This is a genomic window from Duganella sp. 1411, assembly GCF_017833525.1.
GTDB lineage: Bacteria > Pseudomonadota > Gammaproteobacteria > Burkholderiales > Burkholderiaceae_D > Rugamonas.
In genome coordinates, this window is record NZ_JAFICD010000005.1 from 55,631 (window position 1) to 73,842 (window position 18,212).

12 protein-coding genes are annotated in these 18,212 nt (G+C 65.4%); 7 read left to right on the plus strand and 5 right to left on the minus strand.

What is annotated here, in order from left to right:
* Window positions 1-393 precede the first annotated feature (393 nt).
* Window positions 394-1,050, plus strand: coding sequence for a hypothetical protein (locus JOD97_RS23235; RefSeq protein ID WP_209723933.1), 657 nt, complete (start codon window positions 394-396; stop codon window positions 1,048-1,050).
* Window positions 1,051-1,059: 9 nt separating this feature from the next.
* On the opposite strand, the gene argH is transcribed toward JOD97_RS23235, so the two are convergent.
* The gene (gene argH / locus JOD97_RS23240) at window positions 1,060-2,457 is read right to left on the minus strand and encodes an argininosuccinate lyase (RefSeq protein WP_209723935.1); all 1,398 of its coding nucleotides are present in this window, start codon (window positions 2,455-2,457) and stop codon (window positions 1,060-1,062) included.
* Between the two features lie 96 nt (window positions 2,458-2,553).
* Here argH and JOD97_RS23245 point away from each other — a divergent pair, with 96 nt between their 5' ends.
* On the plus strand, window positions 2,554-2,979 hold the full coding sequence (locus tag JOD97_RS23245; protein WP_209723937.1) for a GNAT family N-acetyltransferase: 426 nt from the start codon (window positions 2,554-2,556) through the stop codon (window positions 2,977-2,979).
* A gap of 111 nt (window positions 2,980-3,090) precedes the next feature.
* Here JOD97_RS23245 and JOD97_RS23250 read toward each other — a convergent pair whose 3' ends face one another.
* Together JOD97_RS23250 and JOD97_RS23255 are read right to left on the minus strand one after the other, a co-directional pair.
* Entirely contained in the window at window positions 3,091-4,485 is a 1,395-nt protein-coding gene (locus tag JOD97_RS23250; RefSeq protein ID WP_209723939.1) for a YfcC family protein, read from the minus strand.
* A 55-nt stretch (window positions 4,486-4,540) separates the two neighbouring features.
* A complete protein-coding gene (locus JOD97_RS23255) occupies window positions 4,541-5,689 on the minus strand; it encodes a succinylglutamate desuccinylase/aspartoacylase family protein (RefSeq protein ID WP_209723941.1) in 1,149 nt (382 codons plus the stop codon).
* 223 nt (window positions 5,690-5,912) lie between these two features.
* Here JOD97_RS23255 and JOD97_RS23260 point away from each other — a divergent pair, with 223 nt between their 5' ends.
* The 5 genes from JOD97_RS23260 to JOD97_RS23280 all read left to right on the plus strand — a co-directional run bounded on the left by JOD97_RS23260 (window position 5,913) and on the right by JOD97_RS23280 (window position 13,581).
* On the plus strand, window positions 5,913-8,669 hold the full coding sequence (locus tag JOD97_RS23260; RefSeq protein WP_209723943.1) for a TonB-dependent receptor: 2,757 nt from the start codon (window positions 5,913-5,915) through the stop codon (window positions 8,667-8,669).
* Between the two features lie 108 nt (window positions 8,670-8,777).
* Window positions 8,778-10,097 carry a cyanophycinase gene (locus JOD97_RS23265; protein WP_209723945.1) on the plus strand — a complete coding sequence of 440 codons (1,320 nt, stop codon included), beginning with the start codon at window positions 8,778-8,780 and terminating at the stop codon, window positions 10,095-10,097.
* A 166-nt stretch (window positions 10,098-10,263) separates the two neighbouring features.
* Window positions 10,264-11,451, plus strand: coding sequence for a cyanophycinase (locus tag JOD97_RS23270; protein ID WP_229264663.1), 1,188 nt, complete (start codon window positions 10,264-10,266; stop codon window positions 11,449-11,451).
* Between the two features lie 64 nt (window positions 11,452-11,515).
* Window positions 11,516-12,955: an IgA Peptidase M64 gene (locus JOD97_RS23275; RefSeq protein ID WP_209723949.1), complete on the plus strand. Its 1,440-nt coding sequence runs from the start codon at window positions 11,516-11,518 to the stop codon at window positions 12,953-12,955.
* 158 nt (window positions 12,956-13,113) lie between these two features.
* Window positions 13,114-13,581 (plus strand): hypothetical protein, encoded by a 468-nt coding sequence (locus tag JOD97_RS23280; protein ID WP_209723951.1) that lies wholly within the window; start codon window positions 13,114-13,116, stop codon window positions 13,579-13,581.
* 163 nt (window positions 13,582-13,744) lie between these two features.
* Here the strand turns inward: JOD97_RS23280 and parC are convergent, their stop codons facing one another.
* Window positions 13,745-16,153 (minus strand): DNA topoisomerase IV subunit A, encoded by a 2,409-nt coding sequence (gene parC, locus JOD97_RS23285; protein ID WP_229264664.1) that lies wholly within the window; start codon window positions 16,151-16,153, stop codon window positions 13,745-13,747.
* 12 nt (window positions 16,154-16,165) lie between these two features.
* Entirely contained in the window at window positions 16,166-18,163 is a 1,998-nt protein-coding gene (locus JOD97_RS23290) for a DNA topoisomerase IV subunit B (RefSeq protein ID WP_209723953.1), read from the minus strand.
* Between the last annotated feature and the right edge of the window lie 49 nt (window positions 18,164-18,212).

Consider the following 18,212-nt stretch of genomic DNA (forward strand, 5'->3'; position numbering starts at 1 on the left):
GCAAGGCTGTTGCAAATTTTTAATCTTGCGAATTAAACTAGGTCAAACCGGCCGTGGCTAGTCGCCGCGAGCGGGTGCATAAAAAGCGCAGGGGCACGATCCCGCAAGCGCGACCCGGGAACTTCAGGAAAAGAGAAAATGATCACACACCCTCAACACGTTTGCATGTCCGCCCACGCGCTGCGCGCCAACCGCACCGGCCTGCCTCCCCCCACCTAGCGCGTCGCGCGTTTGGTCACGTTAGCTGCGTATCGGCCGCCGGCCAGTCCCTATCCGGGACGCCGGGGCGGATATCGTATCGTCCCGCGGACGCCGATCACGGTGGGCCGCCGGACGCGGCGCCAGCTAGTTGTTCAGGTTTTGTCCGCCGGCGCGCGGACAGGGGGATCTTTTATGCAGTCGATTGCCACCAAAGTAGAACGCATCGTCATGGAGTCGTCCTTCCTGATCGAGGGACTGAGACGGGGGTTGATCAATTTATCGGAGCTGGCGCGCCAGCTGCAGCCGCAGATCGAGAGCGATCTGTGGAAGCCGGTGGGCCAGGCGGCGGTGGTGATGGCGCTGCGGCGCGTCGCCGAACGGCTGCCCGAGCAGCCCAGCAGGGGGATCTCGCTGGTGCACAAGACCGGCGAACTGACCACGCGCACGGAGCTGACCGAATATACGTTCCGCCACTCCGACAGCATCCACGACTGCCATCGCGAGCTGCTGGCCAAGGCCGAGCCGCTGCGCGGCGCGTTCGTGACGGTCACGCGCGGCGTCAACGAGGTGATGGTGATCTGCAGCCGGGTGCTGGCGCAGGTGGTGGAAGAGGTGTTCGCCGGCGAGCGGCTGCTCGCGCGGCAGGACGATCTGAACGCCGTGACCCTGCACCTCAATCCCGACACCAGCCGCGAGCCGGGCATCTATCACGCGATACTCAAGCAGCTGGCGTGGGACAAGATCAACCTGGTCAACATGATCTGCACCTACACCGAGCTGACCATCCTGCTCAAGCAGGAGCAGACCGGCGCGGCGTTCTCGGTGCTGTCACGGCTGGCGATGCACTAGCGCGGTCAGTTATTTAGCCAGTTGTTCGCGCACGCGGGCGATGGCCTTGCGCACCTGGTTCGGCGCGGTGCCGCCGACGTGGTCGCGCGCCGCCACCGAGCCCTCGAGCGTGAGCACGGCGAACACGTCGTCCTCGATCAGCGTCGAGTAGGCGCGCAGCTGGTCGAGCGTCATCTCGGCCAGGTCGATCCTCAGGTCGTCGCAGGCGCGCACGGCGTGGGCCACCGCCTCGTGGGCGTCGCGGAACGGCAGGCCTTTCTTGACCAGGTAGTCGGCCAGGTCGGTCGCGGTGGCGTAGCCCTGCAGCGCGGCGGCGCGCATCGCCTCCGGCTTGACGCTGATGCCGCCGGCCATGTCGGCGAAGATGCGCAAGGTGTCGACCACGGTGTCGACGGTGTCGAACAGCGGTTCCTTGTCTTCCTGGTTGTCCTTGTTGTAGGCCAGCGGCTGGCCCTTCATCAAGGTCAGAAGGCCCATCAGGTGGCCGTAAACGCGGCCCGTTTTGCCACGCGCCAGTTCCGGCACGTCCGGGTTTTTCTTTTGCGGCATGATCGACGAGCCGGTGCAGAAGCGGTCGGCGATGTCGATGAAGCCCACGCGTGGGCTCATCCAGATCACCAGCTCCTCGGACATGCGCGACACGTGCGTCATGATCAGCGAGGCGGCGGCGGTGAATTCGATCGCGAAGTCGCGGTCGGAGACGGCGTCCAGCGAGTTGTGGCACACGTCGTCGAAGCCGAGCGTTTTGGCCACGCGCACGCGGTCGATCGGGAAGGTGGTGCCGGCCAGCGCGGCGGCGCCCAGCGGCAGGCGGTTGACGCGCTTGCGGCAATCGAGCATGCGCTCGGCGTCGCGGCCGAACATTTCGACATAGGCCAGCATGTGGTGGCCGAAGGTGATCGGCTGCGCCACCTGCATGTGGGTGAAGCCGGGCATGATGGTGTCGGCGTTTTTCTCGGCCAGGTCGGTCAGCGCGCCGCGCAGGGCGCCGATCAGTTCGACCACGTCGTCGATGGCGCTGCGCACGTACAGGCGGATGTCGGTGGCCACCTGGTCGTTGCGGGAGCGGCCGGTGTGCAGGCGCTTGCCGGCGTCGCCAACCAGTTCGGTCAGGCGTTTTTCGATATTCAGGTGGACGTCTTCCAGGTCGAGCAGCCACTCGAACTGGCCGGCCTCGATCTCGGACGAGATCTGCGCCATGCCGCGCTCGATCTCGGCGCGGTCGGCGGCGCTGATGATGCCCTGCGCGGCCAGCATCTCGGCGTGCGCCAGCGAGCCCTGGATGTCGGCTTTGGCCAGGCGCTTGTCGAAGAATACGGAGGCGGTATAGCGTTTAACGAGGTCGGAAACGGGTTCGTTGAAGCGGGCCGACCAGGCTTCGCTCTTTTTGGAAAGTTGTGCGGTCATAGTGGTGGGGATGGTTTTCGCGGTATTGGTGTGACGGATTATAAACCGTCAAGTGCTCAAAAATATGTCATTATTGCTATTTTGGCCACGTAAAACATGACGACTCTGCAGATCAGCACCGACAAGGGGCAACTGGACGTGCCCCTGATTTATCAATTCCTCAGCGAGCAATCGACGTGGGCGATCGGCATGCCGCGCGCGGTGCTGGAGCGGGCGATCGCCAATTCGCTGTGTTTCGGCGCCTATCTGGACGGGCGGCAGGTCGGTTTCGCGCGCGTGGTGACCGACCGCGCCACGTTCGCCAACCTGGTCGACGTGTTCGTGCTGCCGGCGCAGCGGGGGCACGGCTACAGCAAGCGCTTGGTGGAGGCGATCGTCGCGCATCCGGAGCTGCAGGGATTGCGGCGCTTTACGCTGGCGACGGCCGATGCGCACGGCCTGTATGCGCAGTTCGGGTTCACGCCGCCGGTGCGGCCGGCCACGCTGATGGAGCGCTACTGCCCCGACGTTTACCGCCAGTAGGGCGGATTAGCCGGAACGCCGTAATCGGCCATGTTTGCGTCGTTGGCGGCGCATGCATGGCCGATTACGCTGCGCTAATCCGCCCTACGTGTTTTAGATGGACGCTCTGGGTTATTGCCAGTTCATTAGCACCGGCGGCACCAGCAGCGACAGCGCCATCACCGCGTAGATCAGCTGCAGTGGAATCATCCACTTGGCCCAGGTGATCCACGGTACCCGCGCCAGCGCCAGCACGCCCACCGTGATGCCGGAGGTCGGGATCATCGGCGTGGTCAGCTCGCCGAACTGGAACGCCAGGATCGCCGTCTGCCGCGTCACGCCCACCAGGTCCGCCAGCGGCGCCATGATCGGCATCGTCAGCGCGGCCTGCCCGGTGCCGGAGTGGATGAAGAAGTTGATCACCGTCTGGATGCCGAACATCTTCCACGCCGTGAAGATCGGGCTGGAGGACTGCACCAGCGGCGTCAACGCGTGCAGCATGGTGTCGATGATCTGGGCGTCGCGCGCCAAAATCATCGTGCCGCGCGCCAGCGCGATCACCAGCGCCGTGCCCACCAGGTCGCGCGCGCCCTGGATGAAGCCTTCGACGATCTGCCCCGAGTCGAGCTTGCCCACCAGGCCGATCACCACGCCCATCGTCAGGAACAGCGCGGCGATTTCGTCGATGTACCAGCCGTAGTGCACCACGCCCGCCACCATGATGGCCAGCGACGCGGCGAAGATCCACAGCACCCGCTTGTGGCGCGCGGTCATACCGTCGAATTCGCCCAGGCCGTGCGGCTGCTCCTTGCGCTTTTCCAGATCGAGCGCGTAGGTGGGGCTGAGCTGCGGATTTTTCTTCACGCGCGCCGCGTACCACATCAGGAAGCCGGCCGTGATGGCGGTGGCGATGGTCCAGGCGATCAGCCGGTAGCCCCACCCCGAGAACACCGGCACGCCGGCGATGCCCTGCGCGATGCCGACGTTGAAGGGGTTGAGGAAGGCGGCGCCGAAGCCGACCTGCGAGCCGAGGAAGGGGATCGAGACGCCGGTGATGGTGTCATACCCCAGCGCCAGCGCCAGCGGCACGAAAATCAATATAAACGGTATGGCCTCCTCGTTCATGCCGAAGGTGGCGCCGCCGATCGAGAACAAAGTGACGAACACCGGGATCAGCGCCTTCTGGATGAAGGCCGAATCCTTGTGCGCGCGCGCCAGCGCCTTGATCATCGAATCGACCGCCTCGGTCTTTTGCAGCACCGCGAAGGCGCCGCCGACGATCAGCACGAAGCCGATGATCTGCGCCGCCTCGACGAAGCCCTTGATCGGCGCCTTGAGCAGCGCCACCACGCCCTGCGGCGCGCTGTCCACGTAATGGAAGCTGTCCGGCACGATCAGTTGCTTGCCGTTGACCAGGTGGGTGTCGTATTTGCCGCCCGGGACCAGCCAGGTGGCCGTGGCGATCAGCGCCAGGATAATAAAGAGCAGGACGAAGGTGTGCGGCAGCTTGAATTTTTTCGTGGTCATGGGGACGTCGTTATTGTTGTCGTTATCCGGTGCTGAATGGCGCTTAACGGCGCGCTTATTGGCTCAGCAGATCGCCCGCGCGATAGGCCTGGGCGCCGGCCACTTTGCCGACGTTCATGCCGCGCAGGACGTGGCGGTGGGCGCTGCGGGCGAAGAAGACGCCGGCCACGCCGGCGCGCAGCACGGTCGTCTCGCCGCTGACCGGGTCGATCAGGTCGGCGATGGCGTCGCCGGGCGCCACGCGCTCTCCGAGCTCGCGCGTGTAGACCAGCACACCGGCGTGCGGCGCGTAGAGCGGCTCGACCCCTTCGAGCGGCGTGGCCTCGCACAGCGGCACCGGCAGCGGCGCGGCGGCGATGGCGGCTGCGCCGGCGCCGCTACCGTCGTCGAGCAGCACGCCGCTCAAGGCCAGGAAGCGCAGCAGGCCGGCGGCGTCCTTTTCGGCCAGGTCGTAGCTCACCTCCATCTCGCCGCGCAGCTCCACGGTGGTCGACAGGCAGGCCGGCGGAATCGGATATTTGCCTTCGAAGTGGCGCTCCAGATCCCACCACAGGCGGCTGCACGCCTCGTCGAACGGTTCGCCGCCGGCCTGGTAGGCCAGCAGCAGCGCGTGCGCGCCCATGATGGCCGACAGCGGCGCGACGGCGTCGGCCAGCGGCGTGCCGGCGTAGATGTGCATCACGGCCTCGTTGTCGCAGTGCAGATCGAGCACGATGTCGGCGTCGACGGCCATCGTCATCAGCGCTTTTTTGAGCGTGTCGGCGTCGGTGGACGGGCGCCATTCGGCGATCGAGGCGCGCGCGTGCTCGCGGATCAGGCGCACGTTGGCCTGGGCGTCCTGGCCGAGCAGGCCGTCCAGCGATTTTTTCAGGTCGTCGAACACGTGCTTGTAGTTGCGGTTGAAATTGACGCCGGTGGTCAGGTCGAAGCGGCCGAAGGCGGCGCCGTGGATCGCCTGCGCCAGGCCGATCGGGTTCGCCGCCGGCACCAGGATGATCTCACCGGCGATCTGGCCGGCCGCCTCCAGCGCGGCCAGGCGCTTGCGCAGGAACTGCGCCACCAGCATGCCCGGCACCTCGTCGGCGTGCAGCGAGGCCTGGATGTAGACCTTCTTGCCGGCGCCCGGGGTGCCGAAATGGAGGCTGGTCAGCTCGAACGCGGTGCTGCTGTGGGGGCCGGAAAGGGTGTGTTTTTGTGCGTGCATGATGATCTGGCAGGGAGGGTTGACGGTTCGACGCGGGGCGTGGCCCGGGCGTCGGCCATGGTTTAGCGCTTGAGTATGTAGCACTATTTTCACAAAGTAAATCGTTCGGCGCGAATCGGGCGCCGCTTTCTTGAGTTTTCCGCTCGATATGCGTACAGTTAGTTGATTGGAATTATTTATATTTAACTTTACTTATAACATCACCACCCGCAGAGAGAAAACTATGGCTGAATTGGACGGCATGCGAATTTCCACGATGGCGCGCTCGGTGCGCCGCGCGCTGGGCTTGGGGGCGGTGCTCGGCGTCCTCGGTCACACCGGCGTGGCGCTGGCGCAGGAGGCGGCCGACGCCGTCGCCGCCAAGCCGATGCCGAAGGTGGAGATCACCGGCTCGGCGATCAAGCGCATCGAATCGGAAACCGCGCTGCCGGTGCAGGTCATCACCCGCGAGGAGATCGACAAGGTCGGCGTGACCACCGCCTCGGAGATCCTGGCGCGGCTGTCGGCCAACGTCGGCGGCCTGACCGACAGTGCCAGCATCACCGACGGCAAGGACCAGCGGGGCTTCAACAGCGCCAACCTGCGCGGCATCGGCACCTCGTCGACGCTGGTGCTGCTCAACGGCCGCCGCATGGCCAACTTCGCCTCGCCCGGCGACGATACCGGCGTCGACCTGAATAACATCCCGGCCGCCGCGATCCAGCGCGTCGAGGTGCTGCTCGACGGCGCCTCGGCGCTGTACGGCACCGACGCCATCGGCGGCGTGATCAACTTCATCACCCGCAAGGACTTCCAGGGCCTGGAGCTCAACGCCTACGGTTTGAAGACCGAGGAGGGCGGCGCCGGCAAGCGCACCGCCAGCCTGACCGTCGGCCACGGCGACCTGGCCAAGGACGGCTACAACGTGTTCGCCGTGGTCGACGTCCAGCGCACCGACGCGCTGAGCACCTCGCAGCGCGATTTCATCGGCGACCTGCGCATCGCCGAGCGCCTGCCGCATCTGCTGTCGGGCTACACCTCGCCGGCCAACATCCGCCTGTCGGGCGACCAGCGCGACTACCTGGCGGCCAACGGCTTCACCATCAACGGCAAGCCGATCACCAGCCGCTTGATCAATCCATCGGTGCCCAACTGCTCGCCGCCGGCCAATCTGCACCTGCCCACCGGCACCGGCGGTCCCGAGGCCTGCACCTATAATTACATGGGCGACACCGAGCTGTATCCGAAGTCGGAGAAGTCCAATTTCCTGTCGCGCGGCGTGTTGCAGCTCAACGCCGACAACCAGCTGTACGCGGAGGTGGCGCTGAGCCGCTCCAAGACCTGGTACGCGGCGTCGTCGGCGCGGGTGCGCGCCAACGTCGATTATTCGGCCGTGCCGGCGCTGGCCGGCTACGACCTGGCGTCGGAGGAGGCCGGCGGCGACGGCGAGGTCGAACTGCGCATCCGCCTGAACGAGGCGGGCCGCCGCACCAGCGAGTTGACCAGCGAGAGCCAGCGCTACGTGGTCGGCCTGACCGGCAGCCGCAATGGCTGGGACTACGACGTCGGCCTCAATCACAGCGTCAACGTCGTGCGCGACCGCGACACCCACGGCTATGTGCTGTACAACGAGCTGGTACAGGGCATCACCGATGGCCTGATCAACCCCTTCGGCCCGTCCAGCGCGGCCGGCCGCAAGCTGCTCGACAGCCTGCAGGTCAACGACGAGGTGCGCCACGCGCGCGGCACCATGGATTCGATCGACTTCAAGCTCTCGCACGCGGTCGGCCAGCTGGCCGGCGGCGAGGCGGCGCTGGCCGTCGGTGGCGAGGTGCGGCGCGAGAAGACCGACTACAACCCGTCGGCGCTGCTGCTGAGCGATAACATCAACAACGACGCCGCGCCGGAGGGCGGCCAGGCCACCAGCTACGCGCGCAACGTCAAGGCCATCTACGGCGAACTGCTGCTGCCGTTCACCAAGCAGTGGGAGGCGCAGGTGTCGGCGCGCTACGACCACTACCAGGTGGTGGGCGGCGCGGCCAGCCCGAAGGTGGGCGTGAGCTACACGCCGACCAAGACCATGCTGTTCCGCGCCTCGGCCGGCCGCGGCTTCCGCGCGCCGTCGATGACGGACCTGTACCGGCCGATGCAGACCGGCGCCACCGCCACCTTGCCGGACCCGGTCTACTGCGCCACGGTGGACAACAACTACGCCGAGTGCGCCGACGCCTGGAACACCCGCCGCCATTCGAACCCGAACCTGAAGCCGGAGCGCAGCCGCCAGCTGTCGGCCGGCATGGTGCTGCAACCGAGCAGCAAGGTGATGCTGACCCTGGACTATTGGAACATCAAGCGCACCGACCTGATTTCCGAGATCGGCGACGACATCATCCTGGCCAACCAGGGCAAGTACGGCAGCCTGGTACACCGCGACGAAGACGGTTATATCGATTACATCGACATGAACAAGGAAAACCGCGGCGCGCAGAAGGCGTCGGGCCTCGACCTGACGATCGACTACAAAGGCGTGCAGACCTGGGCCGGCCGCTTCGGCGGGCGCCTGTCGGGCACCTACGTGATGAATTCGAAGATCCAGAACGCGCCGGGCGACCCGTACGTCAGCAACCTGGGACGATTCGTCACCGACGGCGTGGTGCAACGCTGGCGCCATACCATCACCTTCGACTGGGACCAGGGTCCGTTCGCGGCCAGCCTGTCGAACACCTTCTCGGGCGCCTACGAGGACCAGAACTCGGCCATCAACACCGACGACGGCAGCGTGGTGGCGGCCAACCGGGTGGCCTCGTACTCGCTGTGGGACCTGTCGGGCGCCTGGCAGGTGAGCAAGGCGTTCAAGCTGCGCGCCGGCATCCAGAACCTGTTCGACAAGGCGCCGCCTTACTCGAACCAAGCCTACTTCTTCCTGTCCGGGTATGATCCCACCTATACCGATCCGCGTGGCCGGCGCTTCTACGCCAGCGCCAATTACGCGTTCAAATGAAAGCCCTCCACAATGTAATACATGCTTAAGTAATTGATTGGTATCATCTGCATTACCACGGCGCCGCGCGTAAGCCCCCGGCGCCGGTTTCATCATTGGAAGGGCAACATGAAATTTACAGGTTCTACGTTCCAGCGCCTTTGCATGCTTTGGCTGCTGGTGTTCGCCGGCGCCAGCGCGCACGCGGCCCAGGGAGCGGCCGTGACGTCGTCGGCCAAGGCGCAGACGAGCACCAAGGCCAGCAAGCCGGCCAAGGCGGTGCCGCCGCCCAAGCCCGTGCTGGCGCCGCCGGCGGGCAACCTGGTCATCATCGGCGGCGGCCTGCGCGCCGACAACGCCGAAGTCTGGCAGCGCATCGTGCAGCTGGCCGGCGGCCGCGGCGCGCGCATCGGCGTGTTCGGCTCGGCCTCGATCAATCCCGAGAAGTCGGCCCAGAACACGGTCAACAAACTCAATCAATATGGCGCCCAGGCGTTCTTCATCCCGCTCGGCGTGACCCTGCCCAACAGCGACTACCGCAAGGCGGCAGAGGACCCGGAGGTGGTGGCCCTGATCCATTCGGCCACCGGCATCTACTTCACCGGCGGCGACCAGGCCCGCATCACCAAGGCGCTGGTGCGCCCGGACGGCTCGCGCACCCTGGCGCTGGAGGCGGTGTGGGACGTGTACCGCGACGGCGGCGTGGTAGCCGGCTCCAGCGCCGGCGCCGCGATCATGAGCACGACCATGTTCTACGACGCCAAGGCGACCTTGGACATGCTCAAACAGGGCGTCACCGACGGCAACGAGATCGCCCCGGGCCTGGGCTTCATCGGCGACGACGTCTTCGTCGACCAGCATCTGCTGGTGCGCGGCCGCTTCGCCCGCATGATCCCGGTGATGTTGAAAAAAGGTTATCAGATCGGCCTGGGCATCGACGAGAACAGCGCGATGGTGGTCAACGCCCGCCGCGACGTCGAGATCATCGGCTACAGCGGCGCGCTGCTGCTCGACCTGTCGGCGGCGATCACCGACCGCGGCATCAAGGGTTTTAATATCAGTAACGCCACCATCAGTTATCTGGACCGGGGCGACAAATTCAATCTGGTGACGCGCGAGTTCACGCCGTCGGCGGACAAGGCGGACAACAAGCTCGATCCGAACCAGCCGGACACGCGCGGCACCGTCTACACCAACGACATCCTGGGCAACAACGCGGTGCTGGACCTGATGGTGAACCTGATCGACAACGCCCAGCAGGAGGCTATCGGCATCGCCTTCGGCAATCCGCGCGACTCGTCGCCGGACCTGGGCTTCGAATTCCGGTTCAGTAAAACCATCAACAGCGTCGGTTACAGCTCCACCGAGGTGGAGGCCTATTCGGTGCTCAAACTAAGGATGGACATCCGGCCGATCCAGCTGCAGCAGCCGCTTTACCGATACCGGTAGCGCACACGCACCGCCATCCGGGGTCGTACCCCTGGGGTACGACCCCTAAGCGGCGCTGCACGCGTATCGGCAAAAGCTCGCCGGGTTTTCCGTGGCTTTTTTGGGGGAGTCGGTCATCATGCGCACACGAGGCAACTTGCTGAAGCACCTGATCGGGGCCGTTTTTATGCTGGCCGTTCCTCTGGAAGGCGCGGTGGCGGCGCCGGACTCCCCCAAAGGCTCGCTGGTGATCATCGGCGGCGCCCTGCGCGGCGACAACGCCGACGTCTGGCAGCGCATCGTGGCGCTGGCCGGCGGGCCGGGCGCGCGCATCGCCGTGCTGCCGTCGGCGGCGGCCGACCCGGAGCGGGTGGGCGAGGCCATCGTCGCCCGTCTTAACGGGTACGGCGCGGCCGCCTTCGTGGTGCCGCTGGCGGTGCGCCTGGCCGGCAGCGATTACCGCCGGGTGGCCGAGGATGGCGAACTGGCGGAGGCCGTGCGCGGCGCCGGCGGCGTGTTCTTCGCCGGCGGCGACCAGGCCCGCATCACGCAGGCGCTGGTGCGCGAGGACGGCAGCCGCAGCGCGGTGCTGCAGGCGGTGTGGGACGTCTACCGCGACGGCGGCGTGGTGGCCGGCGACAGCGCCGGCGCCGCCATCATGAGCAGCACGATGTTTTACTCGCCCAATTCGGTGTTCGGCACCTTGCGCGGGGGCGTCAGCGACGGCCGCGAGATCGCGCCCGGCCTGGGCTTCATCGGCGACGACGTCTTCGTCGACCAGCATCTGCTGGTGCGCGGACGCTTCGCCCGCATGATCCCGGCGATGCTCAAGAAGGGCTACAAGATCGGGCTGGGCATCGACGAGAACACGGCCATGGTGGTCGACAGCCGCCGCCATGTGGAAATCGTCGGCCACAAGGGCGCGCTGCTGATCGACCTGTCGCGCGCCACCACGGACGCCGCCAGCGCCGGCTTCAACGTCTCCAACGCGGTGATCAGCTATCTGGACCGGGGCGACCGCTACGACCTGGCCTCGCACACCTTCACGCCGTCGGAGGCCAAGGCCGGCGGGCGGTTGCTGGCGGCCGACGCGATGCTGCACCAGCCGGTGTTCTCGCCCGATATCCTGGGCCGCAACGCGGTGGTGGAGCTGATGGAAAGCCTGATCGTCAACCGCCGCGTCGAGGCGATCGGCATCGCGACCAGCGGCCCGCAATCGCTGCTGCCGGAGCTGGGCTTCCAGTTCACCTTCAGCAAAACACGCGACAGCGTCGGCTACATGTCGGCGGCGGCGCAAAGCTACTCGATCCTCAACGTCCGGCTCGATATCCGCCCGCTCGACATCGGCCAGTCGCTGACGAACCCGAAAAACTAGGCCGGTCCTGGCCGCGACGGGATTAAAATAGCGGGCACGTTTTCAACCGACCGCCAGGACCCCCATGACTCTCTTCGCACACCCCCGTGGCTTCGTCGCCGCGCTGATGCTGGCGCTGGCCGCCTGCGCCGCTCCCGCATTCGCCGCGCCGCCCGCGCAACCGGCCACCGTCCGTCTCGACTATATCCACAGCGGCAACGCCCTCAACGAGCAGTACGCGATGGAGCGGGTGGTCATCGAGCCGCTGCCGTGGCCCGGCGACATGCGCCGCACCATCGACAACACCAATCGCGGCAACAACCTGGTGGAGGTGGTCGACGCCGCATCGGGCGCGCTGCTGTACTCGCGCGGTTTTTCGACCGTGTTCGCCGAATGGGCCAGCACCGAGGAGGCGGGCAAGGCCAATCGCGGCTTCCAGGAGTCTGTGCGCTTCCCGAAACCGGACAAGCCGGTGAAGGTGCGCATCCTCAAGCGCGACGAGCGTGGCGCCTTCTCCGTGGTGTGGACGGCCAGCGTCGACACCGACGCCATGGACGTGGTGCGCAAGTCGGCGCCGGCGCCGGTCAAGCCGATCGGCATCCGCGTCAACGGCCCGTCGAAGGACAAGGTCGATCTGCTGATCCTGGGCGACGGCTACACGGCGGGCGAGATGAAAAAGTTCGAGGCGACCGCCCGCCGCCTGGCCGACCATCTGTTCGACACCTCGCCGTTCAAGGAGCGCGCCAAGGACTTCAACGTCTGGGCGCTGGCGCTGCCGACCCAGGAATCGGGCGTGTCGCGCCCGTCGACCGGCGTGCATCACGCCTCGCCGCTGGGCACGCGCTACGACATCTTCGGCAGCGAGCGTTATGTGCTCACCACCGACAACCGCGCGTTGCGCGAACTGGCGCAGAACGCGCCGTATGAATTCATCGAAATCCTGGTCAACAACGACACCTACGGCGGTGGCGGCATCTTCGGCCAGTTCAGCACCGCCGCCGCCAGCAACGACTGGGCCAACTACCTGTTCGTCCACGAATTCGGCCACCACTTCGCCGGGCTGGCGGACGAGTATTACACCTCGCCGGTGGCCTACGCCACGGGCGGCGAGCGGCGGGAACCATGGGAGCCGAATGCGACGGCGCTGCGCGACCCGGCCAATGTGAAGTGGAAGAAGTTCGTCAAGGACGGCACGGCGCTGCCGACGCCGTGGAAGAAGGAAGAATACGAGACGGCGTCGCGCGCCTACCAGAAGGAGCGCGTGGCGCTGCGCCAGGCCAACCGCCCCGAATCGGAGATGAGCGCCTTGTTCCATAGGGATCTGGAGCAGACCAACCAATTGTTCTCGCGCGATCCGAACCGCCACGTGGTGGGCGCGTTCGAGGGCGCGAACTACGAGGCCAAGGGGTATTACCGGCCCGAGATGCAGTGCATCATGTTCGACCGCAGCGACAAGTTCTGCTCCGTGTGCGCTGACGCGATCGGCGCGATCATCGACCTGTACTCGGGGCCCGCGCAGGAATAATCGGGTTTAGTACGGTACCGTACAGAGCTCATCCGTCCCCGGGGGTATTCTGGATACGTGATCTGGCGCTTCTAAACAAGAGCGCAACGCAGGCAAGGCCCAAGGCCTTGCTTTAATAAGATAAGAACGCATCCAAATTAAACTTGAGAGGAATTATCATGAGCAAAATCATCGCTACCCTGATCGCCGGCCTGTTCGCAACCGCTGCCTTCGCACAAACGCCTGAAGTCACCAAGGCGCAGCAAGAAGCCAACAAAGACGTCGCCAAGGCGGAACAGAAGGAAATGAAGGTTGACGCCAAAGCCGACAAGAAAGCCAACAAGGCCGTCGCCAAAGCCAACCAGACCCACGATGAAGCCCAGGCTAAAGTAAACGTGGAAGCCGCCAAAGCGAACGAAAAAATCGCCAAGGCCGATCCAGAAGACAAAAACAAAGCTGCCGCCAAAGGCGAAAAAAACATCGCCAAGGCTGAAGAAAAAGCCAACAAGAAGGCTGTGAAAGCCGACGCCAAAGCCATCAAGGCAACCGTTGACGCCACCGAAGACAAAGCGCTGGCCGCCAACAAGACCGACGCCGTCAAAGCCAAATCGGCAGCCGAAGTCAAAGAAGCCGCCGCCAAGCATTAATTAGCCGCGCATAAAAAAAGACGGGTTCGCCCGTCTTTTTTTTCGTCCAGAAATTCCTAAATCCGGGGTCAGGTCCACCAATTCTACACGGCCCGGACAGTAGCCGGATAAGTCATCCGCCTACAGCCGAGTTCGTGTAGAAATGGTGGACCTGACCCTGGAGTTAAACGATCGGAGTCAGCGAGGTTGGCTTGATCTTCGTCGCCAGCGCCTTGCCTTTGCGGGCGCGTTTGCCGAAGTGGACCGCCAGCGCCGATGCCGACAGCCGCTCTTCCTGCGCCTTGCCGCCACGTCCGATGCCCGAGACGATCACGCCTTTTTGGCTGATCGGCTTGGCCGCGATCAGGGTCTCCTTGTCGTCCAGCTCCATCAGGATGACGCCGCGGCCGCCGTTGGTCAGCACCTTCATTTCGTCCATGCCGAACACCAGCACCCGCGCGTTGGCCGACAATACCGCCACCGCGCTGGCACCGTCGCCAACCACCGCCGGCGGCAGCGGTACGTCGCCTTCGTCCAGCGTGACGAAGGCCTTGCCGCCCTTGATGCGGCTGACCATGTCGCCGGCCTTGGCGATGAAGCCGAAGCCCGCGCTGGTGGCCATCATCAGCTGCGTCGCGGCGGGACCGGCGAAGTAGTGCTGGATGCGGGCACCGCTGGCCAGGTCGATCAGGGTGGTGATCGGCACGCCGTCGCCGCGCGCGTTCGGCAGCGCGGCCACGGGCACCGAGTACACCTTGCCGTTGCTGCCGAAGGCGAGCAGGTTGTCCACCGTGCGGCATTCGAACGCGCCGTACAGCGTGTCGCCAGCCTTGAACGTGAATTGCGTGGCGTCGTGGCCGATGCCGGTGCGCGCGCGTATCCAGCCTTTTTCCGAGATGATGACGGTGACCGGTTCATCCACCACCTTCTGCTCGACCACCGCTTTCTGCGCTTCTTCGATCAGCGTGCGGCGGGCGTCGCCGTATTGCTTGGTGTCGGCTTCGATTTCCTTGATGATGGCGCGCTTCATCGACGATGGGTTGTCGAGCAGGTCCTGCAGCAGCTGCTTTTCTTTGCGCAGTTCGGCCAGTTCCTGCTGGATCTTAATCGCTTCCAGGCGTGCCAGCTGGCGCAGGCGGATTTCCAGGATGTCTTCGGCCTGGATGTCCGACAGGCGGAAACGCTCCATCAGCGCCGCTTTCGGTTCGTCCGAGTTGCGGATGATGTGGATCACTTCATCGATGTTCAGCAGGATGGTTTCGCGGCCTTCCAGGATATGGATGCGCGCGTCGACCTTGCCCAGCTTGAACTTGGTGCGGCGGGTGACGGTGACGAAGCGGAACTCGATCCATTCCTGCAGAATCTCGCCCAGCCCCTTTTGCCGCGGACGGCCGTCGCCGCCGATCATCACCAGGTTGATCGACGCCGACGATTCGAGCGAGGTGTGCGCCAGCAGCATCAGCATGAATTCCGTCTGATCCTGGTTCTTCGACTTCGGTTCGAACACCAGGCGCACCGGCGCGGCGCGGCCCGATTCGTCGCGGATGGTGTCGAGCGAGTTGAGGATCAGCGATTTGAGCGCCAGCTGTTCCGGCGACAGCGCCTTCTTGCCCATCTTGATCTTCGGATTGGTCAGCTCCTCGATCTCCTCGAGCACCTTCTGCGACGAGGTGCCCGGCGGCAGTTCGGTGACCACCGCCTGCCACTGGCCGCGCGCCAGCTCTTCGATCTTCCAGCGCGCGCGCACCTTCATGCTGCCACGCCCGTTGGCGTACATTTCGCTGATCTGCGCCGCCGGCGTGATGATCTGGCCACCGCCCGGGAAGTCCGGGCCCGGCACCAGCGCCATCAACTCGCTGTGCGAGATCTTCGGATTGCGGATCATGGCGACGGCCGCCTGCGTGACCTCGCCCAGGTTGTGCGACGGGATTTCCGTCGCCAGGCCGACCGCGATGCCCGAGGCGCCGTTCAACAGCACCATCGGCAGGCGCGCCGGCAGCAGGCACGGTTCCTCGGTCGAGCCGTCGTAGTTGGCCTGGAATTCCACGGTGCCGAGGTTGATCTCGTCGAGCAGCACCTTGGCGATCGGCGTGAGCCGCGCCTCGGTGTATCGCATCGCCGCCGCGCCGTCGCCGTCGCGCGAGCCGAAGTTACCCTGGCCGTCGACCAGCGGATAGCGCAGCGAGAAGTCCTGCGCCATGCGCACCATGGCGTCGTACACCGACTGGTCGCCGTGCGGGTGCAATTTACCCAGCACGTCGCCGACCACGGTGGCCGATTTGCGCGGCTTGGCGGTCGGGTTCAGGCCCATTTCGTTCATCGCGTACAGGATGCGGCGCTGCACCGGCTTCTGGCCGTCGCAGACGTCCGGCAGCGCGCGGCCCTTGACCACCGAGATGGCGTAATCGAGGTAGGCGCGTTCGGCGAAGGTGGACAGGGTCAGCGTTTCGCCGCCGTCGCCACCATCGCCGCCGCCGATCGGGCCGTCGCCGTCGCCGCCTTGCGGCGGAACGGGAGGCACTGGGGGCTGCGGCGGCTGGCCGGCTTGGGCCGGCGCCGGCGTGGATTCGTCAAAGAGATTTGCTTGAGTCATAGTCGTTCAAAATTAAATATCGGCTTCGGCTTCGTTGCCGTGTTCTTCGATCCACGCGCGGCGGGCGGCGGCTTCGCCTTTACCCATCAGCATATTGAAGCGCGCGGCCGATTCGCCGTGCGCGAAGGCGCCCAGCGACACCGGCAGCAGGCGGCGGGTGTCCGGATTCATCGTGGTTTCCCACAGCTGTTCGGCGTTCATCTCGCCCAGGCCCTTGAAGCGCGAGATCGACCAGGCGCCTTCCTTCAGGCCGTCCTTGCGCAGCTTGTCCTCGATGGCCACCAGCTCGCCCGGGTCGAGCGCGTACAGCTTCTGGATCGGCTTCTTGCCGCGCGCCGGCGCGTCGACGCGGTACAGCGGCGGACGGGCGATGCAGATGTTACCGTTGGCGATCAGGCCGGGGAAGTGCTTGAAGAAGAGCGTCAGCAGCAGCACCTGGATGTGCGAGCCGTCGACGTCCGCATCGGAGAGGATGCAGATTTTGCCATAGCGCAGACCGGAGAGATCCGGCGTGCTGTCGGCCGTGTGCGGATCGACGCCGATGGCCACCGAGATGTCGTGGATCTCGTTGTTGGCGAACAGGCGGTCGCGGTCCGTCTCCCACGAGTTGAGCACCTTGCCGCGCAGCGGCAGGATGGCCTGGAATTCCTTGTCGCGGCCCATCTTGGCCGAACCGCCCGCCGAGTCGCCCTCGACCAGGAACAATTCGGTGCGCGTCGCGTCGTTCGATTCGCAGTCGGTCAGCTTGCCCGGCAAGACGGCCACGCCGGAGGACTTCTTCTTCTCGACTTTTTGCAGGGAGCGCAGGCGCGATTGCGCCTGTTTGATGACCAGCTCCGCCAGCTTCTTGCCGTAGTCGACGTGGTGGTTGAGCCACAGCTCGAGCGCCGGCTTGGAGTAGGTCGACACCAGGCGCACGGCGTCGCGCGAGTTGAGGCGCTCCTTGATCTGGCCCTGGAACTGCGGGTCCAGCACCTTGGCCGACAGCACGAACGAGACGCGCGCGAATACGTCCTCCGGCAGCAGCTTGACGCCCTTCGGCAGCAGCGAGTGCATTTCGACGAAGTTTTTCACCGCGCCGTACAAACCGTCGCGCAGGCCCGATTCGTGGGTGCCGCCGTTCGGCGTTGGAATCAGGTTGACGTAGGATTCGCGCACCACGGCGCCTTGCTCGGTCCACGCCACCACCCAGGCCGCGCCCTCGCCCTCGGCGAAGCCCTCGGCGTCCGGGCCGGCGAACTGCGCGCCCTCGAACAGCGGGATCAGGGTCTCGCCGTCGGTCGATTGCGCCAGCGCCTCGGTCAGGTAGCCGCGCAGGCCGTCGTTGTACTGCCAGGTTTGCGATTCGCCGGTCTTGGCGTTGGTCAGCGTGACGGACACGCCGGGCAGCAGCACCGCCTTGGAGCGCAGCAGGCGCTGAAGTTCGGTTTGCGAGATGACCGGCGAGTCGAAGTATTTGGCGTCCGGCCAGGCCGTGACGCGGGTACCGGATTTTTTGCCGTCGCGCGGCGCGACCACGGAGGACAGCGGCTCGACCACGTCGCCGTGTTCGAAGGCCAGCTTGTGCAGGCCGGTGCCGTCGGGTTCCTTGCGCCAGACGGTGATCTCCAGGCGCTTCGACAGCGCGTTGGTGACCGACACGCCGACGCCGTGCAGACCGCCCGAGAAGGCGTACGCGCCGCCCGAGCCCTTGTCGAACTTACCGCCCGCGTGCAGGCGGGTGAAGACGATTTCCACCGTCGGCACGCCTTCCTCGGGGTGCAGGCCGACCGGGATGCCGCGGCCGTCGTCTTCGACGGTGACGCTGCCGTCGGCGTTTTGCGTGACGATGATGTTCTTGCAATGGCCGCCCAGCGCCTCGTCGGAGGCATTGTCGATGACTTCCTGGATGATGTGCAGCGGATTTTCGGTGCGGGTGTACATGCCCGGACGTTGCTTGACTGGTTCCAGGCCCTTGAGGACCCGGATGGATGATTCGCTGTAGTCGGAAACTGGTTTTTTAGTGGCCATACGTTCAAGCTTGTGATTTTAATACTGGGTTTATGTACAGTTTTAGGCG

Bases quoted from the DNA above. Each gene is read 5' to 3' on its own strand.
- JOD97_RS23245 (WP_209723937.1), top strand. From the start codon at position 2,554: ATGACGACTCTGCAGATCAGCACCGACAAGGGGCAACTGGACGTGCCC.
- JOD97_RS23275 (WP_209723949.1), top strand. From the start codon at position 11,516: ATGACTCTCTTCGCACACCCCCGTGGCTTCGTCGCCGCGCTGATGCTG.
- JOD97_RS23290 (WP_209723953.1), bottom strand. From the start codon at position 18,163: ATGGCCACTAAAAAACCAGTTTCCGACTACAGCGAATCATCCATCCGG.
- argH (WP_209723935.1), bottom strand. From the start codon at position 2,457: ATGACCGCACAACTTTCCAAAAAGAGCGAAGCCTGGTCGGCCCGCTTC.
- JOD97_RS23255 (WP_209723941.1), bottom strand. From the start codon at position 5,689: ATGCACGCACAAAAACACACCCTTTCCGGCCCCCACAGCAGCACCGCG.
- parC (WP_229264664.1), bottom strand. From the start codon at position 16,153: ATGACTCAAGCAAATCTCTTTGACGAATCCACGCCGGCGCCGGCCCAA.
- JOD97_RS23250 (WP_209723939.1), bottom strand. From the start codon at position 4,485: ATGACCACGAAAAAATTCAAGCTGCCGCACACCTTCGTCCTGCTCTTT.
- JOD97_RS23260 (WP_209723943.1), top strand. From the start codon at position 5,913: ATGGCTGAATTGGACGGCATGCGAATTTCCACGATGGCGCGCTCGGTG.
- JOD97_RS23270 (WP_229264663.1), top strand. From the start codon at position 10,264: ATGCTGGCCGTTCCTCTGGAAGGCGCGGTGGCGGCGCCGGACTCCCCC.
- JOD97_RS23235 (WP_209723933.1), top strand. From the start codon at position 394: ATGCAGTCGATTGCCACCAAAGTAGAACGCATCGTCATGGAGTCGTCC.
- JOD97_RS23280 (WP_209723951.1), top strand. From the start codon at position 13,114: ATGAGCAAAATCATCGCTACCCTGATCGCCGGCCTGTTCGCAACCGCT.
- JOD97_RS23265 (WP_209723945.1), top strand. From the start codon at position 8,778: ATGAAATTTACAGGTTCTACGTTCCAGCGCCTTTGCATGCTTTGGCTG.